The 18,993-nt window shown below is 64.0% G+C and carries 14 protein-coding genes; 9 read left to right on the top strand and 5 right to left on the bottom strand.

All coding sequences use genetic code 11. The features are described 5' to 3' along the window. The first annotated feature begins 268 nt into the window (after nucleotides 1-268). The gene (pflB, locus tag KUV74_RS05510; RefSeq protein WP_222515835.1) at nucleotides 269-2,545 is read left to right on the top strand and encodes a formate C-acetyltransferase; all 2,277 of its coding nucleotides are present in this window, start codon (nucleotides 269-271) and stop codon (nucleotides 2,543-2,545) included. Nucleotides 2,546-2,633: 88 nt separating this feature from the next. Further along, the gene (gene pflA / locus KUV74_RS05505) at nucleotides 2,634-3,377 is read left to right on the top strand and encodes a pyruvate formate lyase 1-activating protein (protein WP_222515834.1); all 744 of its coding nucleotides are present in this window, start codon (nucleotides 2,634-2,636) and stop codon (nucleotides 3,375-3,377) included. A gap of 126 nt (nucleotides 3,378-3,503) precedes the next feature. On the opposite strand, the gene sstT is transcribed toward pflA, so the two are convergent. The 3 genes from sstT to trpB form a co-directional block, all read right to left on the bottom strand. Continuing rightward, complete coding sequence (gene sstT / locus KUV74_RS05500) at nucleotides 3,504-4,724, bottom strand: serine/threonine transporter SstT (protein ID WP_222515833.1); 1,221 nt, start codon at nucleotides 4,722-4,724, stop codon at nucleotides 3,504-3,506. Between the two features lie 429 nt (nucleotides 4,725-5,153). Then, nucleotides 5,154-5,981 (bottom strand): tryptophan synthase subunit alpha, encoded by an 828-nt coding sequence (gene trpA, locus KUV74_RS05495; RefSeq protein WP_222515832.1) that lies wholly within the window; start codon nucleotides 5,979-5,981, stop codon nucleotides 5,154-5,156. Nucleotides 5,982-6,006: 25 nt separating this feature from the next. Then, a complete protein-coding gene (gene trpB / locus KUV74_RS05490; RefSeq protein ID WP_108133831.1) occupies nucleotides 6,007-7,254 on the bottom strand; it encodes a tryptophan synthase subunit beta in 1,248 nt (415 codons plus the stop codon). A 321-nt stretch (nucleotides 7,255-7,575) separates the two neighbouring features. Between trpB and KUV74_RS05485 the strand changes: the two genes are divergently transcribed. From KUV74_RS05485 to KUV74_RS05460, 6 genes are all read left to right on the top strand, one after another. After that, nucleotides 7,576-8,517 (top strand): LysR family transcriptional regulator, encoded by a 942-nt coding sequence (locus tag KUV74_RS05485; protein ID WP_108450043.1) that lies wholly within the window; start codon nucleotides 7,576-7,578, stop codon nucleotides 8,515-8,517. Nucleotides 8,518-8,748: 231 nt separating this feature from the next. After that, complete coding sequence (gene folE2, locus KUV74_RS05480) at nucleotides 8,749-9,741, top strand: GTP cyclohydrolase FolE2 (RefSeq protein WP_108450042.1); 993 nt, start codon at nucleotides 8,749-8,751, stop codon at nucleotides 9,739-9,741. A 600-nt stretch (nucleotides 9,742-10,341) separates the two neighbouring features. Next, on the top strand, nucleotides 10,342-10,818 hold the full coding sequence (locus tag KUV74_RS05475) for an oxidoreductase (protein ID WP_108133828.1): 477 nt from the start codon (nucleotides 10,342-10,344) through the stop codon (nucleotides 10,816-10,818). A gap of 24 nt (nucleotides 10,819-10,842) precedes the next feature. After that, nucleotides 10,843-13,107 (top strand): ATP-binding protein, encoded by a 2,265-nt coding sequence (locus tag KUV74_RS05470; protein ID WP_213231196.1) that lies wholly within the window; start codon nucleotides 10,843-10,845, stop codon nucleotides 13,105-13,107. Nucleotides 13,108-13,210: 103 nt separating this feature from the next. After that, nucleotides 13,211-13,705, top strand: a complete 495-nt coding sequence (locus tag KUV74_RS05465) for a molybdopterin-dependent oxidoreductase (RefSeq protein ID WP_108133826.1) — start codon at nucleotides 13,211-13,213, stop codon at nucleotides 13,703-13,705. Nucleotides 13,706-13,711: 6 nt separating this feature from the next. Next, a complete protein-coding gene (locus tag KUV74_RS05460) occupies nucleotides 13,712-16,048 on the top strand; it encodes an ATP-binding protein (protein WP_222515831.1) in 2,337 nt (778 codons plus the stop codon). A 54-nt stretch (nucleotides 16,049-16,102) separates the two neighbouring features. Here the strand turns inward: KUV74_RS05460 and KUV74_RS05455 are convergent, their stop codons facing one another. Both KUV74_RS05455 and KUV74_RS05450 read right to left on the bottom strand, forming a co-directional pair. Next, nucleotides 16,103-17,362, bottom strand: a complete 1,260-nt coding sequence (locus KUV74_RS05455) for a threonine ammonia-lyase (RefSeq protein ID WP_124803013.1) — start codon at nucleotides 17,360-17,362, stop codon at nucleotides 16,103-16,105. A gap of 125 nt (nucleotides 17,363-17,487) precedes the next feature. After that, nucleotides 17,488-18,189, bottom strand: a complete 702-nt coding sequence (locus tag KUV74_RS05450; RefSeq protein WP_045993778.1) for a gamma-glutamylcyclotransferase — start codon at nucleotides 18,187-18,189, stop codon at nucleotides 17,488-17,490. 295 nt (nucleotides 18,190-18,484) lie between these two features. Between KUV74_RS05450 and KUV74_RS05445 the strand changes: the two genes are divergently transcribed. Further along, entirely contained in the window at nucleotides 18,485-18,925 is a 441-nt protein-coding gene (locus KUV74_RS05445; RefSeq protein WP_045993777.1) for a YtoQ family protein, read from the top strand. The last annotated feature ends 68 nt before the right edge of the window (nucleotides 18,926-18,993 follow it).

Below are 18,993 nucleotides of genomic sequence, written 5' to 3'. Positions count from 1 at the left end.
TCTTGGCCGCTTCGCTCGTGCTGTATCGCCGTCCCGTGGCGCCATGATGCGGGTCAAGTAGGGGCGACGGGACTACTGCTAAGGTCGAATTGTGCTCTCGAGGGCAGGTGTTTTTTCGCCGATCGAGAAGCGTGCAGCACACCCGCCGCCTCCGATGCGGCGACCGCTGCTGCCACCGAACAGGCGGGTCGGCTGCCATCTCCGAGGGATGGCCGTCGCTCAGCATGCAGGACTAGCGTTGTCATTTACTCTGTTGAGGTGCAAGTCGATGAAAGAGCAATTCGCGCAAGCGTGGGAAGGGTTTGCCGGGGGCGAGTGGAAGAAGGACGTCGACGTACGAGACTTCTTGCTGGCCAATGTGACGCCCTACGAGGGTGACGAGCGTTTCCTGGTCAGCGAGCCGGCGGCCAGCACTCGCGAGCTATGGGACACTGTGATGGAAGGCGTCAAGCAGGAAAACGTCACCCATGCACCGCTGGACTTCGACACCTCGCTGGTCTCGACCATCACCGCTCATGACGCCGGCTATATCGATCAGCGTCTCGAGACCATCGTTGGACTGCAGACCGACGCGCCGCTGAAGCGGGCGATCATGCCCAACGGCGGCATCAAGATGGTGGAGGGCTCATGCCAGGCCTACGGTCGTGAACTCGATCCTCAGGTCAAGAAGGTCTTCACCGAATTTCGCAAGACCCACAATCAGGGGGTGTTCGATGTCTACACCCCGGACATCCTCAAGTGTCGCAAGTCAGGGGTGCTGACCGGACTGCCGGACGCCTATGGTCGTGGACGCATCATCGGTGACTACCGCCGGGTCGCCCTTTACGGCGTCGACTTCCTGATGCGTGACAAGCAGGCGCAGTTTGCCTCGCTGCAGCAGCGCTTCGAACAGGGCGAGGACCTGGAGGCGGTGATCCAGCTGCGCGAGGAAGTCGCCGAGCAGCATCGTGCACTCGGCCAGCTCAAGGAAATGGCCGCCAAGTACGGCTTCGACGTCTCGGTCCCGGCTGCCACCGCCCAGGAGGCCATCCAGTGGACCTACTTTGGCTACCTGGCGGCAGTGAAGTCGCAAAACGGCGCCGCCATGTCACTGGGACGTACTTCCAGCTTCCTCGATATCTACCTGGAGCGTGACCTGCGCCAAGACGTGATCGACGAAGCCCGCGCCCAGGAGCTGGTCGATCACTTCATCATGAAGCTTCGCATGGTGCGCTTCCTGCGCACCCCTGAGTATGACGAGCTGTTCTCCGGCGACCCGATCTGGGCCACCGAATGCCTGGGCGGGATGGCACTGGACGGACGCACCCTGGTCACCCGTACCAGCTTCCGTTTCCTCAACAGCCTCTACACCATGGGCCCGAGCCCGGAGCCCAACCTCACGGTGCTGTGGTCCGAACAGTTGCCCGACGGCTTCAAGCGCTACTGCGCCAAGGTGTCCATCGATACCTCGTCGATCCAGTACGAGAACGATGACCTGATGCGCGTGGACTTCGCCTCCGACGACTACGCCATCGCCTGCTGCGTGTCTCCCATGGTGATCGGCAAGCAGATGCAGTTCTTCGGTGCCCGAGCCAACCTGGCCAAGACGCTGCTTTACACGATCAACGGCGGCGTCGACGAGAAGCTGAAGATCCAGGTCGGCCCCAGGAGTGAGCCGATCGCCTCCGAGGTGCTCGACTTCGACGAGGTGTGGGCACGCATGGATGGCCTGATGGACTGGCTGGCCCGCCAGTACGTGACCGCCCTCAATGCCATCCACTACATGCACGACAAGTACAGCTACGAGGCGGCGCTGATGGCGCTGCACGACCTCGACGTCAAGCGCACCATGGCCTGCGGCATCGCCGGGCTGTCGGTGGCGGCGGACTCGCTGTCGGCGATCAAGTACGCCAAGGTACGCCCGGTGCGTGATCCTGACGGCGTGGCGGTGGACTTCGAGATCGAGGGCGACTACCCCTGCTTCGGCAACAATGATCCGCGCGTCGACGATATCGCCTGCGAGCTGGTCGAGACCTTCATGAACAAGATCCGCAAGCTCAATACCTACCGTGGCGCCGAGCCGACCCAGTCGGTGCTGACCATCACCTCCAACGTGGTCTACGGCAAGAAGACCGGCACCACGCCGGACGGTCGTCGCGCCGGCGAGCCCTTCGCACCGGGTGCCAACCCCATGCACGGGCGTGACACCAAGGGCGCGGTGGCCTCGTTGACGTCGGTGGGCAAGCTGCCCTACGCCCACGCCAAGGACGGGATCTCGTATACCTTCTCCATCGTGCCGAGGGCGCTGGGCAAGGACGAGGGCGCCCAGCGCAGCAACCTGTCCGGCTTGCTCGACGGTTACTTCCACCACAGCGAGCGTCAGGAAGGCGGCCAGCACTTGAACGTCAACGTGCTCAACCGCGAGATGCTCGAGGACGCCGTGGTCAATCCGGACAAGTATCCTCAGCTGACCATCCGCGTGTCCGGCTACGCGGTGCGCTTCAACTCCTTGACCGCGGAACAGCAGCGCGACGTGATCTCCCGGACCTTCACCGAAACGCTCTGAGCCGACAGTCGTCTCGCCCGGGGCCGCGACAGCGGTCCCTTTCCGGACTCCGGGTCTCTCCCGGAGCCCCTTTTCGTGAGGAGTCCTGATGATGATCACTGGCCGTCTCCATCACCTGGAGAGCTGTGGTGCCGTGGATGGCCCAGGCATTCGCTTTCTGGTGTTTCTGCAGGGCTGCGTGATGCGCTGTCAGTACTGCCACAACCGCGACAGCTGGGATCGCCAGGGCGGACGTGAGGTGACGGTGGACGAGATACTCACCGAAGCCAGGAGCTATCTGCCGTTCATGCGGGCGTCGGGGGGCGGCATCACCTGCACCGGTGGCGAGGCGCTGCTGCAACCGGCGTTTGTGCGCGACCTGTTTCAGGCGGCCAAGGCCGAGGGCATGCACACCTGCCTCGACACCAATGGCTACGTCTGCCACTACGATGAGGTCCTCGACCAGTTGCTTGCCGCCACCGACCTGGTGTTGCTGGATCTCAAGCATCTCGACGAGGGCGTGCACCGCGAGCTCACCGGTATCCCCCGACGCCGTCCCCTGGCCTTTGCCCGTCATCTGGCGGCGATCGGCAAGCCCACCTGGATTCGTCAGGTGATCGTGCCTGGCTTTACCGACAGCGAGGCATCCATGCACCTGTTGGGGGAGTTCGTCGAGACGATGGACAACGTCGAGCGTGTCGAGCTGCTGCCCTATCACGCACTTGGCGAGTACAAGTGGCAGGAGCTGGGAGAGCACTATCCGCTGGCAGGAGTGGCGCCACCGAGTGGCGAGACCATGCAGCGCCTGGTGACGATCGCCTCGCGGTATCACCCGGAGGTCATCGCTGGCTGACGTAGTGTCGTCGCCCGCTCGAACAACACAGCGAGCCCCTCTCACCCTTTGGTGAGAGGGGCTCGCTGTTGTTTCAGGAGAGCTGTTGTTTCAGGAGATGAGCAGGGGCGGCAGCGCCTCTGGGCGTCAGTCGCTCAGTTCGCCCCTGCGGCTGGCGGCGGCGGTGAACAGCACATCGGTGGAAGAGTTCAGGGCGGTCTCGGTGGAGTCCTGGACCACGCTGATGACGAAGCCGATGGCGACCACCTGCATCGCCACGTCGGCGGAAATGCCGAACAGGCTGGCGGCCATGGGAATCAGCAGCAGCGAGCCACCGGCCACACCGGAGACGCCGCAGGCGGCCAGGGCGGAGACCACGCACAGCAGCAGGGCGGTGACGAAGTCCACGCTGATGCCCAGGGTATGGGCGGTGGCAAGGGTCATGACGCTGATGGTGATGGCGGCACCGGACATGTTGATGGTGGCGCCGAGCGGAATCGAGATGGAGTAGGTGTCCTCGTCCAGCTTCAGACGCTTGCACAGCTCCAAGTTGACCGGGATGTTGGCTGCGCTTGAGCGGGTGAAGAAGGCGGTGATGGCGCTACCGCGCAGACAGCTGAAGACCAGCGGATAAGGGTTCTGGCGAGTGGCCAGGAAGACGATCAGCGGATTGGTCACCAGGGCGACGAACAGCATGCAGCCGACGATCACCGACAGCAGTTGGGCGTACTCCAGCAGCGCACCGATTCCGGCTTCGGCCAGGGTGCCGGCGACCAGTCCGAAGATACCCAGCGGCGCCAGACGAATGACCCAGCGCACCAGGGTCGATACCGCCTGGGACAGGTCCTCGATCATGCCCTTGGTAGCGGCACTGGCGCTGCGCAGCACCAGGCCGAGGCTGACGGCCCACACCAGAATGGCAATGAAGTTGGCGTTCATCAATGCGCTGACCGGGTTGGCCACGGCGCTCAACAGCAGGTTGCGCAGGATCTCTACCACGCCGCCTGGCGGATTGCCGCTGGCCTGAGCGGTATTCAGGGTCAGTTCGGTGGGGAGGGCGAAACTGGCCACCACCGCCACCAGCGCCGCCACCAGGGTGCCGATCAGATACAGCACCAGTACGCTGTGGATCTGGGTCGGCTGGCCGCGCTGATGGCCGGCGATGGCGGCCATCACCAGCACGAAGACCAGCACCGGGGCGACGGCCTTCAAGGCCGAAATGAACACCTGGCCGAGCAGCGATACCGAGGTGGCGAGCTCGGGGGACAGGGTGGCGACGGCGATACCGCAGAGGATACCGATCACGATCTGAGGGATCAGCCCCAGACGATTCAGCGCCTTGAAGGGGGCGCTCAAGGAGGTGGACATGGCTCTGGTCTCGAAGCGTGGAGTGTGCATCGACCGTCGCGTCAGGACGGATGGGCGTCGGCTTGTGGCCGGAAGGAGGGCGATTCTATCACCGTCGGCCACACCCAACGGTTCGACTTAAGCATGATATCAGCAGTAAGAATCTGGCATGGATCAGCAGTTGCATAGATGGTGTGGCTGCATTCCTGGTGTCCGATGAAAATATTGACTGGGTCGGGGAGATGTTCGGCCCGATGGCAGCAAGCCCCGCCTGATCGGCGGGGCTTGCGTGGGGAAGAGACGCTTCCCGGGAGTGGCTTGGCGCAAGGCCTGGCGTGAGTCTCCTCGAGGCGTCTTTATGTCGAGCAGACGCCGACAGGGCCTCTGTACCGGGATCACGCGATAAGGGGTTCTTTACCGGAGTTCCTGACCGGGGTTCTTTGCCAGGGCTTAGCGGGCGCCGGTCAGCGCCTGGGCCAGCTCGCGCGTCAATTCGAGCACGGCTTGGGTACCTTCGGCGGGAGTGTCGCCGCTGGCCTGGGCATCGATCAGCGCCGAGCCTACCACCACGCCGTCGGCGAAGGCGCCGATCTCTCTGGCCTGGGCGGCGGTGCGAATACCGAAACCGACGGCGATGGGAATATCGCTGTGCTCGCGGATGCGGGCTACCTCCTGTTGCACGCGTTCGGCGCTTGGCGCAGCACCACCGGTGACCCCGTTGCTCGAGACGTAGTAGAGAAAGCCCGAGGTATTGGTGAGCACCCCCGGCAGACGGCGGGCATCGGTGGTGGGGGTCGCCAGACGAATGAAGTTGAGCCCGGCTTGATTGGCAGGCAGGCACAGCTCGTCGTCGTGTTCCGGCGGCAGGTCGACCACGATGAGACCGTCGACGCCGGCAGCCTTGGCCTGATCGAGAAAGCGTGTCACGCCACGGGCGTAGATGGGGTTGTAGTAGCCCATCAGCACGACCGGAGTCTGTTGATCGGTCCGACGCAGTTGGCGGACCATCTCGAGGGTCTTGTCCATGGTCTGGCCGGCATCCAGCGCCCGGCGGGTCGCATGCTGGATGGCGGTGCCGTCGGCCATGGGGTCGGTGAACGGCATGCCGAGTTCGATCACATCGGCGCCGGCCTCGCCCAGGCCCTTGAGGGTCGCGAGGCTGGTGTCATAGTCGGGATCACCGGCTGCGATGTAGGTCACCAGGGCGGCGCGTCCCAGCTGGCGAGTCTCGGCGAAGCGACGTGCGAGGCGCCCCTCGGCGGTCGTGGTCGTGGTCATGGTCTCTCTCCTGGAATCCGGGGTGTCAGTCCTGCTGGTCGGGCTTTCCCAGGCCCAGTTCATCGGCAAGACATTCGGTGGCGGTGGCCATGTCCTTGTCGCCGCGGCCGCTCAGGTTGACCACCATCAGATGATCCGCCGGCAGTCGCGGGGCGCGCTTGATCACCTCGGCCAGGGCGTGGGAAGACTCCAGCGCCGGGATGATGCCTTCCTTGCGACACAGCAGGGTGAAGGCGTCCAGCGCCTCACGATCGGTGGCTGCCACGTACTCGGCGCGCTCGATGGCATGCAGCCAGGCGTGTTCGGGTCCGATGCCGGGGTAGTCGAGGCCGGCCGAAATGGAGTGGGCGTCGCTGATCTGGCCCTCGTCGTCCTGCAGCAGAAAGGTACGGTTGCCGTGCAGCACGCCGGACCGCCCACCCTTGAGGCTGGCCGCATGGCGTGGGGTGTCGAGGCCTTCGCCGGCCGCCTCGACGCCGACCAGCGCCACTTCAGGGTCGTCGAGGAAGGGGTGAAACAGGCCCATGGCGTTGGAGCCGCCGCCGATACAGGCGACCAGCGAATCCGGCAGGCGTCCTTCCTTGGCGGTGATCTGGTCGCGCACCTCTCGCCCGATCACCGACTGGAAGTCGCGCACCAGCGCTGGGTAGGGGTGGGGGCCGGCCACGGTGCCGATGATATAGAAGGTGGAGTCGACGTTGGTGACCCAGTCTCTCAGCGCCTCGTTCATGGCGTCCTTCAGAGTACCGTCGCCGGCGGTGACCGGAATCACCTTGGCGCCCAGCAGTTGCATGCGCTGTACGTTGGGCTGCTGGCGATGGATATCGGTGCTGCCCATGTAGATGACGCAGTCCATGCCGAAGCGTGCGGCGACGGTGGCGGTGGCCACACCGTGCATGCCCGCGCCGGTCTCGGCGATGATGCGACGCTTGCCCATGCGACGGGCGAGCAGGATCTGGCCGAGGGCGTTGTTGATCTTGTGGGCGCCGGTGTGCATCAGGTCTTCGCGCTTGAGATAGATGCGCGCGCCTCCCAGATGCTCGGTCAGGCGCTCGGCGAAGTACAGCGGGCTCTGGCGACCGACGTAGTCGGCCGACAGCGAGGCCAGCTCGTCAGCGAAGGTCGGGTCCTGGCGTGCGGCGTCGTATTCCTGCTCGAGATCCAGAATCAGCGGCATCAGGGTCTCGGCCACGAAACGACCGCCGAAGTCACCGAAGAAACCACGAGGGTCGGGTCCGTGACGGAGGCTGGGAGTTGGGCGTTGCTGGTTCATGACGGGCTCCAAGGCTGACCAGGCGCGATCTGCGCCCCGAATGGCATGGACAGCAGCGTAGCGCTGCATGAGGCCGGAAAAAATCGAAATAACGGCCAGGATGTGTGAGAAAATCTCACTAGTTGAGGGGCAGCAAGACCACTCGGCCCTTCACTGTGGTCCCGAACTAGGCCGTGAGCCGTGCCCCGGAAGTCCGCACGCACGGCACGCGGTGGCACCATCAGCTGACCTCTGGGCGCCGGGGCACACCAGGCCCAGCCCAGACAAGCCCAGCCCAGACAATACAAGACACCCCATGCCAAGCCGGGAGAGACGTTCGCCATGACATCGCACAACCAGGACGTCCCGTTGCCCTCGCTCAGGGCGCTCAGGGCCTTCGAGGCGCTGGGGCGCCACGGTAGCGTGTCGCGGGCGGCGGCCTCGCTGCACCTGACCCATGGTGCGGTCAGTCGTCAGATCAAGCTGCTCGAGGACCAGTTGGGGGTTGCCCTGGTCGAGAAGGAAGGGCGGGGGTTGAGACTGACCGATGCCGGCCGTGAGCTGGCCGACGCCGCCGGCTTCCATCTTGGCGCCCTGGCACGGGTCTGCGCCGAGGTCGCTCGCACCAGCGTCCAGTCGCCCTTCGTGCTGAGCTGCCCAGGCTCCTTCCTGGCGCGCTGGTTCATTCCTCGACTGGCCCGCTTGAAGCAGGCTCTGCCGCAGTTGGAGTTGCATCTGACCGCCGGTGAGGAAGGTGTCGCGACGCTATCCGGGGTCGATGGTGTGCTGCGCTTTCAGCGCTTGCCGGAAGGTGAGCCGCCGGGCGAGGTCACCCGTATCCTCGGGCAGGAACGCATCGGTCCCGTGCTCAGTCGTGAGCTTGAGCTGCATCGGTCCGGCGGGGCTACAGCAAGCCCGCCCGACCCGCGGGTACTGCTCGGCCAAGCGCTGTTGCATACCCGTTCACGTCCCTCCGCCTGGGGCGACTGGAGTCGCCGCCAGGGGATCGCGCCGGAGCGGCTGACGATGGGCCAGGGCTTCGAGCACCTCAACTACCTGCTGGAGGCGACCCTGGTGGGGCTTGGGGTCGGCATTGCGCCGGACTACCTGGTGGAAGAGGACGTGCGCGCAGGGCGCCTGGTGGCGCCTTGGGGCTTTGTCGCCACCGACGCCTGCCTGGTGCTGGAACTGGCAGCCGGGCCTAGGGGGGCGCGCCATCCGCTGGCAAATGATCTGGCCGACTGGTTGGCGGCAGAGCTGGCCGAAGCGCCGGTGCTGGGCTGATACGAGGTGCTGGGCTGATACGAGGTGCTGGGCTGATACGAGGTGCTGGGCTGATACGAGGTGCTGGGCTGATACGAGGTGCGAGCCGGCAATGATGTGGCTTGCCGCGCTGTGAACGGGTGCTTGGTCGCGCTGCTGCGTGCTGGTGGTAGGGCAGGAGGTCTGAATGCAGTCTTTGTTAATGTTATGTTATAACGTATTTTTTTATCAGGCTGAGCCGGCGGTGAAAGGATGAATTACGCACAGATCGAGGCCAACCAGGCCGTCAACGACACAGTCAGCGATACGGTCAACGACACGGTCGACACAGACGCCCGGGGGAGAGAGCCCATCGACGATCCACAAAGGCTGTCGGATGTGGCCGTGCAGCAGGTGAGCCAGGGCGTCGCCCTGGACTGGGTCGGCATGGAGGGCATCGCGCTGCCCGTCGAACTGGCGGGACAGCGGATCGAAGCCAGGGTGAACGCAGGGGTCAGTCTTGACGCCCCGGAGGCCCGCGGGATTCATATGTCGAGGTTGTACCTGGCGCTTGACGACCTGACCGAAGAAGCGCTGACATTGCCTCGACTGGACGCCTGCCTGGCGCGCTTTCTCGACAGTCACGAGGGTCTCTCCCGGTCTGCCAGTCTGTCTCTCGAAGGACGTTTGCTGTTGAAGCGTCCGGCGTTGGTCAGTGACCTGGCTGGCTGGAAGGCCTATCCCTTTCACCTTGAAGTCGAGCAACGAGGTGGCCAGCGGTCGGTAATCCTGCGTCTGGAGGTGGGCTATTCCTCCACTTGCCCCTGTTCCGCGGCGCTGGCGCGTCAATTGATCCAGCAACAGTTCAACGGAGACTTTGCCGCAGAGCCTCATCCGGCCCGTGATGAGGTGCACCGCTGGCTGGGGCAAGAGTCGGGGATCGTGGCGACGCCTCACAGCCAGCGCAGCCAGGTGATCGTGGCGCTCAGGCTGGGCCTCGAGGTCGAGGACGTCCCCATGGTCGAAGTCATCGACAGGGTGGAGCAGAGCCTGGGCACGGCGCTGCAGACCGCGGTCAAGCGTCCCGACGAACAGGCCTTTGCATTGGCCAACGGGCAGAACCTGATGTTCTGCGAGGACGCCGCACGTCGTGTGCATGGTTGCCTGATGACCATCCCGGGGATCGATGGCTTCGAACAGAAGGTGATCCATGCCGAGAGCCTGCACGCCCACGACGCCGTGGCCCGCAGCAGTTGGCGCTGGTAGCGTGGGCAAGTACCTGAAGCGGCCTTGCCCTTGTATGGCCGGCCGGCAGGCTAGCGAGGATGCGTGCTGTGATCTGGTAGCGTGGGCAAGTACCTGAAGCGCATTTGTCCTTGTAGTGCCGGCCGGCAGGCTAGCGAGGATGCGTGCTGTGATCTGATAGCGTGCGCAAGGGTCCGAAGCGGCCTTATCCTTGTATGGCCGGCTGGCAAGCCAGCAAGGATATGTGCTTCGGCACGCGTAGGAGACCACTTGGTGGGGGGGCAGGTCGAAACAGGGGTTTGAGACGTGGTTTTATAGGATGGAACACACCGTTCAGGGCGTGGTCATGACAAGGCCATGAAACATCCATGACGTTGCGATAACAGCACGCCATTGTTGCCTGGTGGGTAGACGCGCCCGTGTCGACTGGTGTCTCCCGAGGGCCGTCTTTCACCATGGAAGGATTGTAGAGAGGCGCTTCAGGTTTCTAAACGTGACGGTTTGTGTCTTTTGCTTTACTCTTTTCACATCATCGGTAGCTGATTCAGCATATAAGCGAAGATTGCTTCCACGCCCAAGCAGGAGGCCATAGGGGGAGATGTGAGATATTGCTGGCGACTCATGGTCCTGGGGCTGACACTGGCATCGCCCCTGTCGATGGCGCTCGAACCGCCCTCGGGCACGCCTTTGTTGAAGGTGTCCGGTGACATCGGGGTCACCAATGTCGGTGATCAGGCATGGTTCGACCGCGACATGCTCGAGGCGCTACCCCAGGGCACGATCACGACCCATCTCCCCTGGTTTGACGGTGCCTCTGTCTATCAGGGGCCTCTGCTCGAGGGGCTACTCGATGCGGTCCAGGCGCGCGGTACCGAGCTGCGTGTTTCCGCATTGAACGATTTTGTGGCGTCGGTTCCGGTGCAGGATGCCTCGACCTTCAACCTTGTGCTGGCGATGTGGCGCGATGGCGAGCGCCTGGAAGTGCGCAATCAAGGGCCCCTGTTTGTGATTTATCCCTTTGATCAGCACCCTGAAATCTACAACGCTGTCTACCTGACGCGGTCCGTCTGGCAGGTGGAGTCCATCGATGTCCACTGAGCCGCCGGTGGCCGAGGTCAGATTATGCTGAAACTGCCGTATCGCTCGAGGGTGGCGGCCACCGCAACGGTGCTGTTTTTTGTGGCGGCACTGGTGGCGGGAGGCCTTACCTTCGATCGGCAGCAGGAATTGCAGCATCGCATCCTCGATACCGTCACCTGGAACCTCTACCAGTTCGATCGCATGGTGCGCGAAATGCGCATTCAGGCCGCCGAGGTCAGCGCGGATGATATCGATAGCCTGGTCCTCGACTACGAGATTCTGCACGGACGAAGCGACTTGTTGCGTCAGGGGCAGACTCGGGACTTTCTGCGTCAGACCAGTGCCTCCCAGGAACTGTATCGGCGCGCGGAGCAATTGATCGACGATCTGGGGGGGCGAGTCGAGCCTCTGGAGCAGGGGGGGCGCCTGCTCGACGACGACAGGGATGCACTCAAGCAGACCCTGGGGCAGTTGCAGAACGTCAGTCGCGACATGCTGTTGCAACACAAGGCCAGTGTGGCCGAGTTGCGCACCCAAGATACCCAGTCGATGCTGCGTCTGTATGGTGTCGTACTGGCCTGCATCGTGCTTATCATGGTGACCGGTACCGTGCTGGTGCTGGCGCTGATGCGTGAGGGGCGTGCCCACACCCTCAAGGCGGAGTTGCTGCAGGCCCAGTCGCGAGCACTGAAGGAAGCGGTGGAGCGTGCCGAGAACGCCAGTCGCGCCAAGTCCGATTTCATGGCGATCATGAGTCATGAGATGCGCACACCGCTCAGTGGCGTCATGGGCATGACCGATCTGCTGCGCGACGAATCCCTGAGCGATCAGGGCAAGCGTCATATCGAAGGCCTGGAGGCCAGCGCGACGGGACTGCGCTCGGTGATCAACGATGTGCTCGACTATACGCGGCTGGAGACCGGCCGGATCGAGGTCGAGCGCGAACTGTTTGCGCTGCGCCATATGCTCGACCAGACCACCCTGGGCTATCGTTCGCAACGCCTGGGCGATGTGCAGTTTCTGATGCGCCTGGCCCCGGACCTGCCCGCTTGCGTGGAAGGAGATCAGCATCGGCTGCGCCAGGTACTGCAGAACCTGTTGAACAACGCCTTCAAGTTCACCCGCCAGGGGTTCGTGATGTTGAGGGTTTCCTGTGCCCAGGATCAGCGCATTGCCTTCGTCGTCTACGACACCGGGTGCGGGATATCTCAGCTGGATGTCGAGCGAATCTTTGAGCCCTTCGAACAATCCGATCCGGTGATGGCCAGGCGTCATGACGGTGCCGGTCTTGGCCTGCCCATCGCACGTAGCCTGGTGCGCGCCATGGGGGGCGACCTCAAGGTGGACAGCCAGCTGGGCAGCGGTTCCAGATTCTGGTTCGAACTTCCCTTGCCGGCCAGCGATCAGAAAGAGGAGAAGGTCGAGGTGGCGTCTGCCCCGGCGCCGCTGGCGCCGCACCATGTGTTGGTGGTGGACGACAACCTTCTCAACAGGGAGCTGGTGGCCAGTATGCTGGCCCGCCTGGGCCAGTCCTGCGAAGTCGTGTCCAACGGCGAGCAAGCGCTGCAGGCGCTGTCACAGCGTGACTTCGATCTGGTGCTGATGGATCTGCAGATGCCGGTCATGGATGGTCTGGAGACGACCCGGCGCTGGCGCGAGCGGGAAGCGGCGATCCACCGTGGTGATGGCGACGACGACGCTCGGCTGCCGATCATCGCGGTGACGGCCAACGTTCTGCCGGAACATCGCCGGGCCAGCCGCGAGGCGGGGATGGATGACCTGATTGGCAAGCCTTTCACGCGTCAGGATCTAGGCCAGGTGCTTGGTCGCTTTCCCTCTCGGGTCTATCCCTCCCTCGACCCCGACGAAAACTTCTGGACGCCTCCGAGTACATCCGCCCACGAAGGGGCCTCCGCGCCCACCCAGACGGCGACGGAAGAAAGAGTCGCCAGTGCCGACCTGCTGTCGCGAACGACGCTTCAAGAGCTGCGCTCGATGGTCTCGGCGGATGCTCTGGAGCGCATGGTACGCGGCTACCTGGCCCGCTTTCCTGCTCGCATCGCAAGGCTCTACACGGCCCATGAAGAAAGGGACTTCGACATGCTGGTCGGTGAGGCCAGGGAGCTTCATCATGCGTCAACCACCCTGGGGTGCACGGCAGTGGTCGCGGTGGTGGAGGCGATCATCGAGCATGGTGAGATGGGCCGTCACGAGCCGCTGGTGCCTCTGATCAAGGAACTGGAGGACATCGGCACTCGCACCGGTCTTGCCTGGCGAACCACCGGAGTGCTCGACAGCTTTCGCTGAATCCTGAGCGTGAATGCCTTCCCTGGCCGTTGAACTGGCAGTAGCATGTCGCTGGTACGGCAAAAATTCGTCGAGAATACCGATTTTCAATGGGAGAGGCGTCATGGGATGGCGAACCATCGCGTTGGTGATGCTATGGGGAATGGTCGGACAGGCTCTTGCGCTGGACGCCCCCGGTGGCAGGGTGATCCTCGAGGTGGGTGGGCGCATCTCCGTGACCAATGTGAGTGATGAAGCCCACTTCGACCGCGCCATGCTCGAGGCGCTGCCCCAGCATGTCGTGGTGACCGGCAATCCCTGGATCGATGGTCAGTCTCGCTTTGAGGGGCCGCTGCTCAGCGATGTACTGGCGGCGGTGGAGGCCGAGGGCGACGAGCTCAGGGTGGCCGCCATCAAGGACTACGAGACGCTGATGCCGGTGAGCGACGCCCACGAACATGGCGTGATCCTCGCCATGCGCCGCGATGGAGAGCGCATGAGAATCCGCGACAAGGGCCCCTTGTTCGTGGTCTATCCTTTCGACGACCAGCCGGAACTCAAGACCAATATCTACTTCAGTCGATCTGTCTGGCAGGTCGCCCGCATCGACGTCAACTGAGTTCTCATGGCCCATCGTCTGCGCATCAGGATTCCTGCCATTGCCGCCGTCGTCTTCATTGTCGCCGTGATGGTGACAGGAGGGCTGATCTATGACCGCAACAAGGCGATCTACCACCGAGACGTCGACACCGTCACCTGGACCCTGTATCAGTACGATCGCTCGCTGCGCGATCTGCGGCTGGCCATCTGGGAGCGCGGCGATAGCCGGCTGGACGAGACCCTTTTGGATTTCGAACTGCTGTACGGGCGCTTCATGGTGCTGCTGGAGGGCCAGACGAGCAACTTCTTGGATCGCTACGAGACCGGTCGTGAGCTGATCGACGAGCTGGATCGTGGCATGCAACGGCTGGATCGACGCTTCATTGCGGTGGCCGATGGAGACGTTGCCTATGACGCTGCACTGCGACGCGAACTGATAGAGCGTCTCGGCGAAGCGCAGGAACTGAGTCGGCAATTGATGCTGCATCATGGTCGAATCGCCGCAGAAGAGCGCAGCGCGGACATGGGCGTGCTCGGGCGATTGTACATCGCGGTGCTGATCTCGATCCTGCTGTCGCTGATCGCCGGTGGCGTGCTGATTCGTGCGCTGGTGAAGGAGGCGCGTCAGCATCGCCACAAGACCCATTTGCTCGAATCCCAGTCCGAAACCCTGCGCGAGGCCTATCAGCGCATGGAAGTGGCCAATCGCGCGAAGTCCGACTTCATGGCCATCATGAGCCATGAAATCCGCACGCCACTCAACGGCGTGCTGGGCATGGCCGAGCTGCTGCATGACGAACCCTTGAGTGATCAGGGGCGCCGTCAGATAGAAGGGCTGCGTGACAGCGCCGCTGGGCTGCGTTCGGTGATCAATGACGTGCTCGACTACACCCGTATCGAGGCAGGGCACCTGGCGGTCGAACGTCAACCCTTCCACCTGTCGAGAATGCTGGAGCAACTCGCGACCGGCTATCAGACCCAGAGCCGCAGCGGGGTGCAGTTCCTGATGCGTGCCGCTCCCGCCTTGCCCACCTGGGTCGATGGCGACGTGCATCGGCTGCGCCAGGTGCTGATGAATCTGCTCAACAACGCCTTCAAGTTCACCGAAAGTGGCTTTGTGATGCTCAGGGTCTCCGACAATGGGGACGGCCGGCTGACCTTCATGGTCTATGATACCGGCTGCGGTATCGCCCAGCAGGACCAGCAGCGCATCTTCGAGCCCTTTGCCCAGACCGATACCGCCCTGTCACGCCGTCATGAGGGTGCCGGCCTGGGGTTGGCGATCTGCTCGCAGCTGGTCGCGGCCATGGGCGGAGAGCTCAAGGTGGAAAGCCAGCCGGAGTCCGGCAGCCGATTCTGGTTCGATCTTCCCTTGCCGGTGGTGGCGGGGGTGGAAGAGGGTGCTGCCAGCACCGGGCAGCAGGAGCCGCTGGAAAGCCAGCACGTGCTGGTGGTCGAGGACAATGCCCTCAATCGTGAGCTGGTGGCCGCCATGCTGACCAGACTGGGACAGACCTGCGAACTGGTGGGCAATGGCGAGCAGGCGTTGGAGGCCCTGGGCCAACGACGGTTTGATCTGGTCTTGATGGACATGCAGATGCCGGTGATGGACGGGCTGGAGACCACGCGTCGCTGGCGCCAGCACGAAGAGGCTCTACGCGAACAGGGCCAGCGGGTCCAGCGTTTGCCGGTGATCGCGGTGACCGCCAACGTCATGCCCGAGCATCATCGCGCCTGTCTCGATGCGGGAATGGACGACGTCATCGGCAAGCCGTTCTCGCGCAAGGAGCTGTCTGCTGCGCTGCGCCGTTACAGCCGGGTGCACGCGGCACCGAGCTCCGCTGACGCGAGTCCATCAGGTGGCGACAATCCCGGCAGGGGTTGCGATGGCAGGGGTTGCGATGGCAGGGCGAGTGGTCCGGACCGCGGCCTGGATAGCGAGACCTTAGGCGGCACTGTCGAAGCGGCACCCGCCGTCGTTGCCCCGATGCTCGAGGATCGGCCCCGGATCGACGAGACGCTGCTTGCCGGAGACACGGTAGAGGAGCTGCGTCAGGTGATGTCGCCCCAGGGCCTGAGTCGCATGGTGGCCAACTATCTGCAGCGTTTCCCGGAGCGGCTCGAGCAGATGCGAGAGGCGCTGTCTGTCGGCGACCACCAGGCACTCGGTCAGATTGCTCATGACGTCAAGGGCGTCTCTGCTTCGCTGGGCTGCCAGGCCCTGGAGGCGCAGGCCGCCCGAGTGGAGCGCATGGCAAACGACGGCCAGCAGGCGGAACTCGAGACACAGCTCGAGATACTCGCCCGGCTGGGCCCGGCGACCGGCCAGGCTCTGCGATCGGCGGGGCTGTTGCAGACCTGAAAGCGGCCCTGGGCGGGACCCTTCGATGAGGTGACGTCCCGCCGCTGGCGGGGCCTAGACGTCGCCGGGAGCCACGCCGCTGGCCCAACGTTCGTCCGGATGCACCTCATTGGCCGGCATCACCGGATCGTAGCCCTCATGGCGCAGGGCCTCGATGACCTCTCGGGTATGTTCGCTGCCCAGCGTCTCCAGGGTGGCTTCGACCTCGGTGGCGCGCAGCGACAGGTCGGTGAAGGTACGCTGGTGGGTGATGCTGATGACGTTGGCACGCTGCTCGGCGAGCAGTTGGGTCAACTCTGACAGCGAGCCGGGTACGTCGGAGATGCCCACGCGAACGCGCACGATGCGACCAGAGCGCACCAGGCCGCGCTGGATCACCGACGACAACGCCTGCATGTCGATATTGCCGCCGCACAGGACCAGCCCCACCTTGCGACCGCGGAAGCGCTCCGGCTGGCTCAATACGGCAGCGAGTCCCGCCGCACCGGCGCCTTCCGCGACCGTCTTCTCGATCTCCAGGAACATCAGGATCGCCCGCTCGATGGTGGCCTCGTCGACCAGCAGGATGTCACTGACGTGCTCGCGCACCAGTTCTCGCGTGATCTTGCCGGGCTGCTTGACCGCGATCCCCTCGGCAATGGTAGCGAGGCTGCAGTGGATCTTTTCACCCGCCAGCGCCTGCTGCATGGCGGGAAAGCGGGCGGTCTGCACCCCGATGATCTCGATGTCGGGATTGAGTCCCTTAGCGGCCACGGCGTTTCCGCCGATCAGGCCGCCGCCGCCGATGGGGATGACCAGCGCATCCAGATCCGCCACGTCTTCGAGCATCTCCAGCGCGATGGTGCCCTGGCCGGCAATCACGCGCTCGTCGTCGTAGGGGTGGACGAACACATAGCCGTGCTCCTCGGCCAGGCGAGCCGCGTAGTCTCCGGCCTCGTCCACCCCATCACCGACCAGGTGCACTTCGGCGCCAAGGGCCCGGGTATTGCTGACCTTGAGATTGGGAGTGTGGCGCGGCATCACGATGACCGCCCGGATGCCGAGCCTTGAGGCGTGGTAGGCCACCGCCTGAGCGTGGTTGCCGGCCGACATGGCGATGACCCCCCGCTGGCGCTCGTCTTCGGACAGGGACAGCAGGTGGTTGAGGGCGCCGCGTTCCTTGAAGGCGGCGGTGAACTGGTGGTTCTCGAACTTGATGTACAACTCGCAGCCGGCCAGCCGCGACAGCGTGGCGGAATGCAGAAAGGGAGTACGGGCGATATGGCCGACGGTCGCATCGGCGGCACGTCGAATGTCTTCAAGGGTCACACTCATCCGGGATCTCCAGCGGGTAACAGACAGATGGCCGGAGGTCGTCCGGCACAAGGTGTCGCCGGCGGGGTCGCCGGCTCGATCCGAGAGCCAGGCGTGGCCGGCATTGCCGAGGGGAAGGGCGGCGCTCAGTCGGTGGTAGCCGGGTGAGTCGCCGCCTGGCGCATTCGACGGCGCAGGGCGGCCGCCAGGCCGAAGACGTGGTCGTCTTCGCCACCCATGGCGTGCAGGGCGTCTGCCAGGTGCAGCAGGTAGTCTCTGTTGGGGCCGCTGGGGCCATGGGCGTGGGCGATCTGCTCGGCGATGCTGTCATCGGAGGCGTCACCGAGATAGGCCGGGTTGGCATCACCGGCGATGTAGACCAGCCCCTCGGCGGTCCTGGCGGTGGTCAGGCCGTCATCGTCGAGCGGGTCATCGACATCAGGCTGATCATTGTCGGCGAGATCGTTGTCCAGAAAATGCAGCGTGACACGCTCACGCAGATAGCCGTTCTTTTCACGCAGGTCCAGGGGGGCCAACACCTCCGGCCCGATCAGGTAGGCCATGCCCAGGCACCGCGAGCCCGGCTGGTGGATCAGCGTCGCGACGCGACCAGGAGCCTCAGGAGTGCCGCGATGATCGTGGGAGCCCTGCCAGAACCGGCGGGCGTAGCCTTCGATCAGCGCTGGACGACGTGCGCGATAGGCGAAGTCCGCCTTCCAGATCAGCGAGCCGTAGCCGAACAGCCAGATCGCCTCGCGAGAGCCGAAATGGTCCTGGCGTCGATTGGCTTCCCGGGTGTCCGCGCTGACAGGCGTTGGCCGGTTGGAAGGGGAGTCCTGCGGGTGCATCGAAGATCCTTGTCGAATGAAGTCAGACGGACTGGTGGTGCTCGAGTCGATACCGCCACGCCGTCACTGCGCCGGGCAACCGGTTTGTCAGTACAGGAGGCGCGGGTATGATGGTGAGCGCCACGCAAGAAGCCACGAGGGCCAGGTTCCTTGGACCGCCAATAGGCAAATTATCAGCTCCGAAGGCCAGGATGAAGCCCGAATGTCCTGGTCCCTCTTTCGGGTAACGGCCGGTGGCGGCGTCCTGGCACTCCGACAATGATTCATGCAAGACCGAGAAAAAGGAAATGAGGCCATGAGTTTTACCGTCTATCTGTCCGGTGAGATCCACACCGACTGGCGTGAAGAGATCAAGCAGGGAGCCAGAGACGCCGGGCTCGACGTGGTGTTCACCCAGGCGGTGACCGACCATGATGCCAGCGACGCCGCCGGAGACATGCTGGGCGTGCCGGAAAGTGGCTTCTGGCGGGATCACCAGTCTTCCAGGGTCAACGCCATCCGGACCCGGACCCTGATCGAGCAGAGCGATCTGGTGGTGGTGCGCTTCGGTGACAAGTACAAGCAGTGGAACGCGGCCTTCGACGCCGGCTACTGCTCGGCTCTCGGCAAGCCCTATGTGACGCTGCACGGCGAGGACATCGTACATCCGCTCAAGGAGGTCGATGCGGACGCCCAGGCCTGGGCCACGACCACCGACCAGGTGGTAGAGATCCTGCGCTACGTGCTGCGGGACTGATGCCGGCGCTGCCTCGAGCCTCGCACGATGGCATCCACTGGCGAGGGTGGGCACTGCCATTGCCCAAG

Origin of the sequence: Halomonas sp. DP1Y21-3 (genome assembly GCF_019801245.1) — a bacterium.
In the GTDB taxonomy this organism is placed as follows: domain Bacteria; phylum Pseudomonadota; class Gammaproteobacteria; order Pseudomonadales; family Halomonadaceae; genus Halomonas; species Halomonas litopenaei.
The sequence above is the reverse complement of the archived record's forward strand: the minus strand, read 5'-3'. Positions and strand labels throughout refer to the sequence as shown.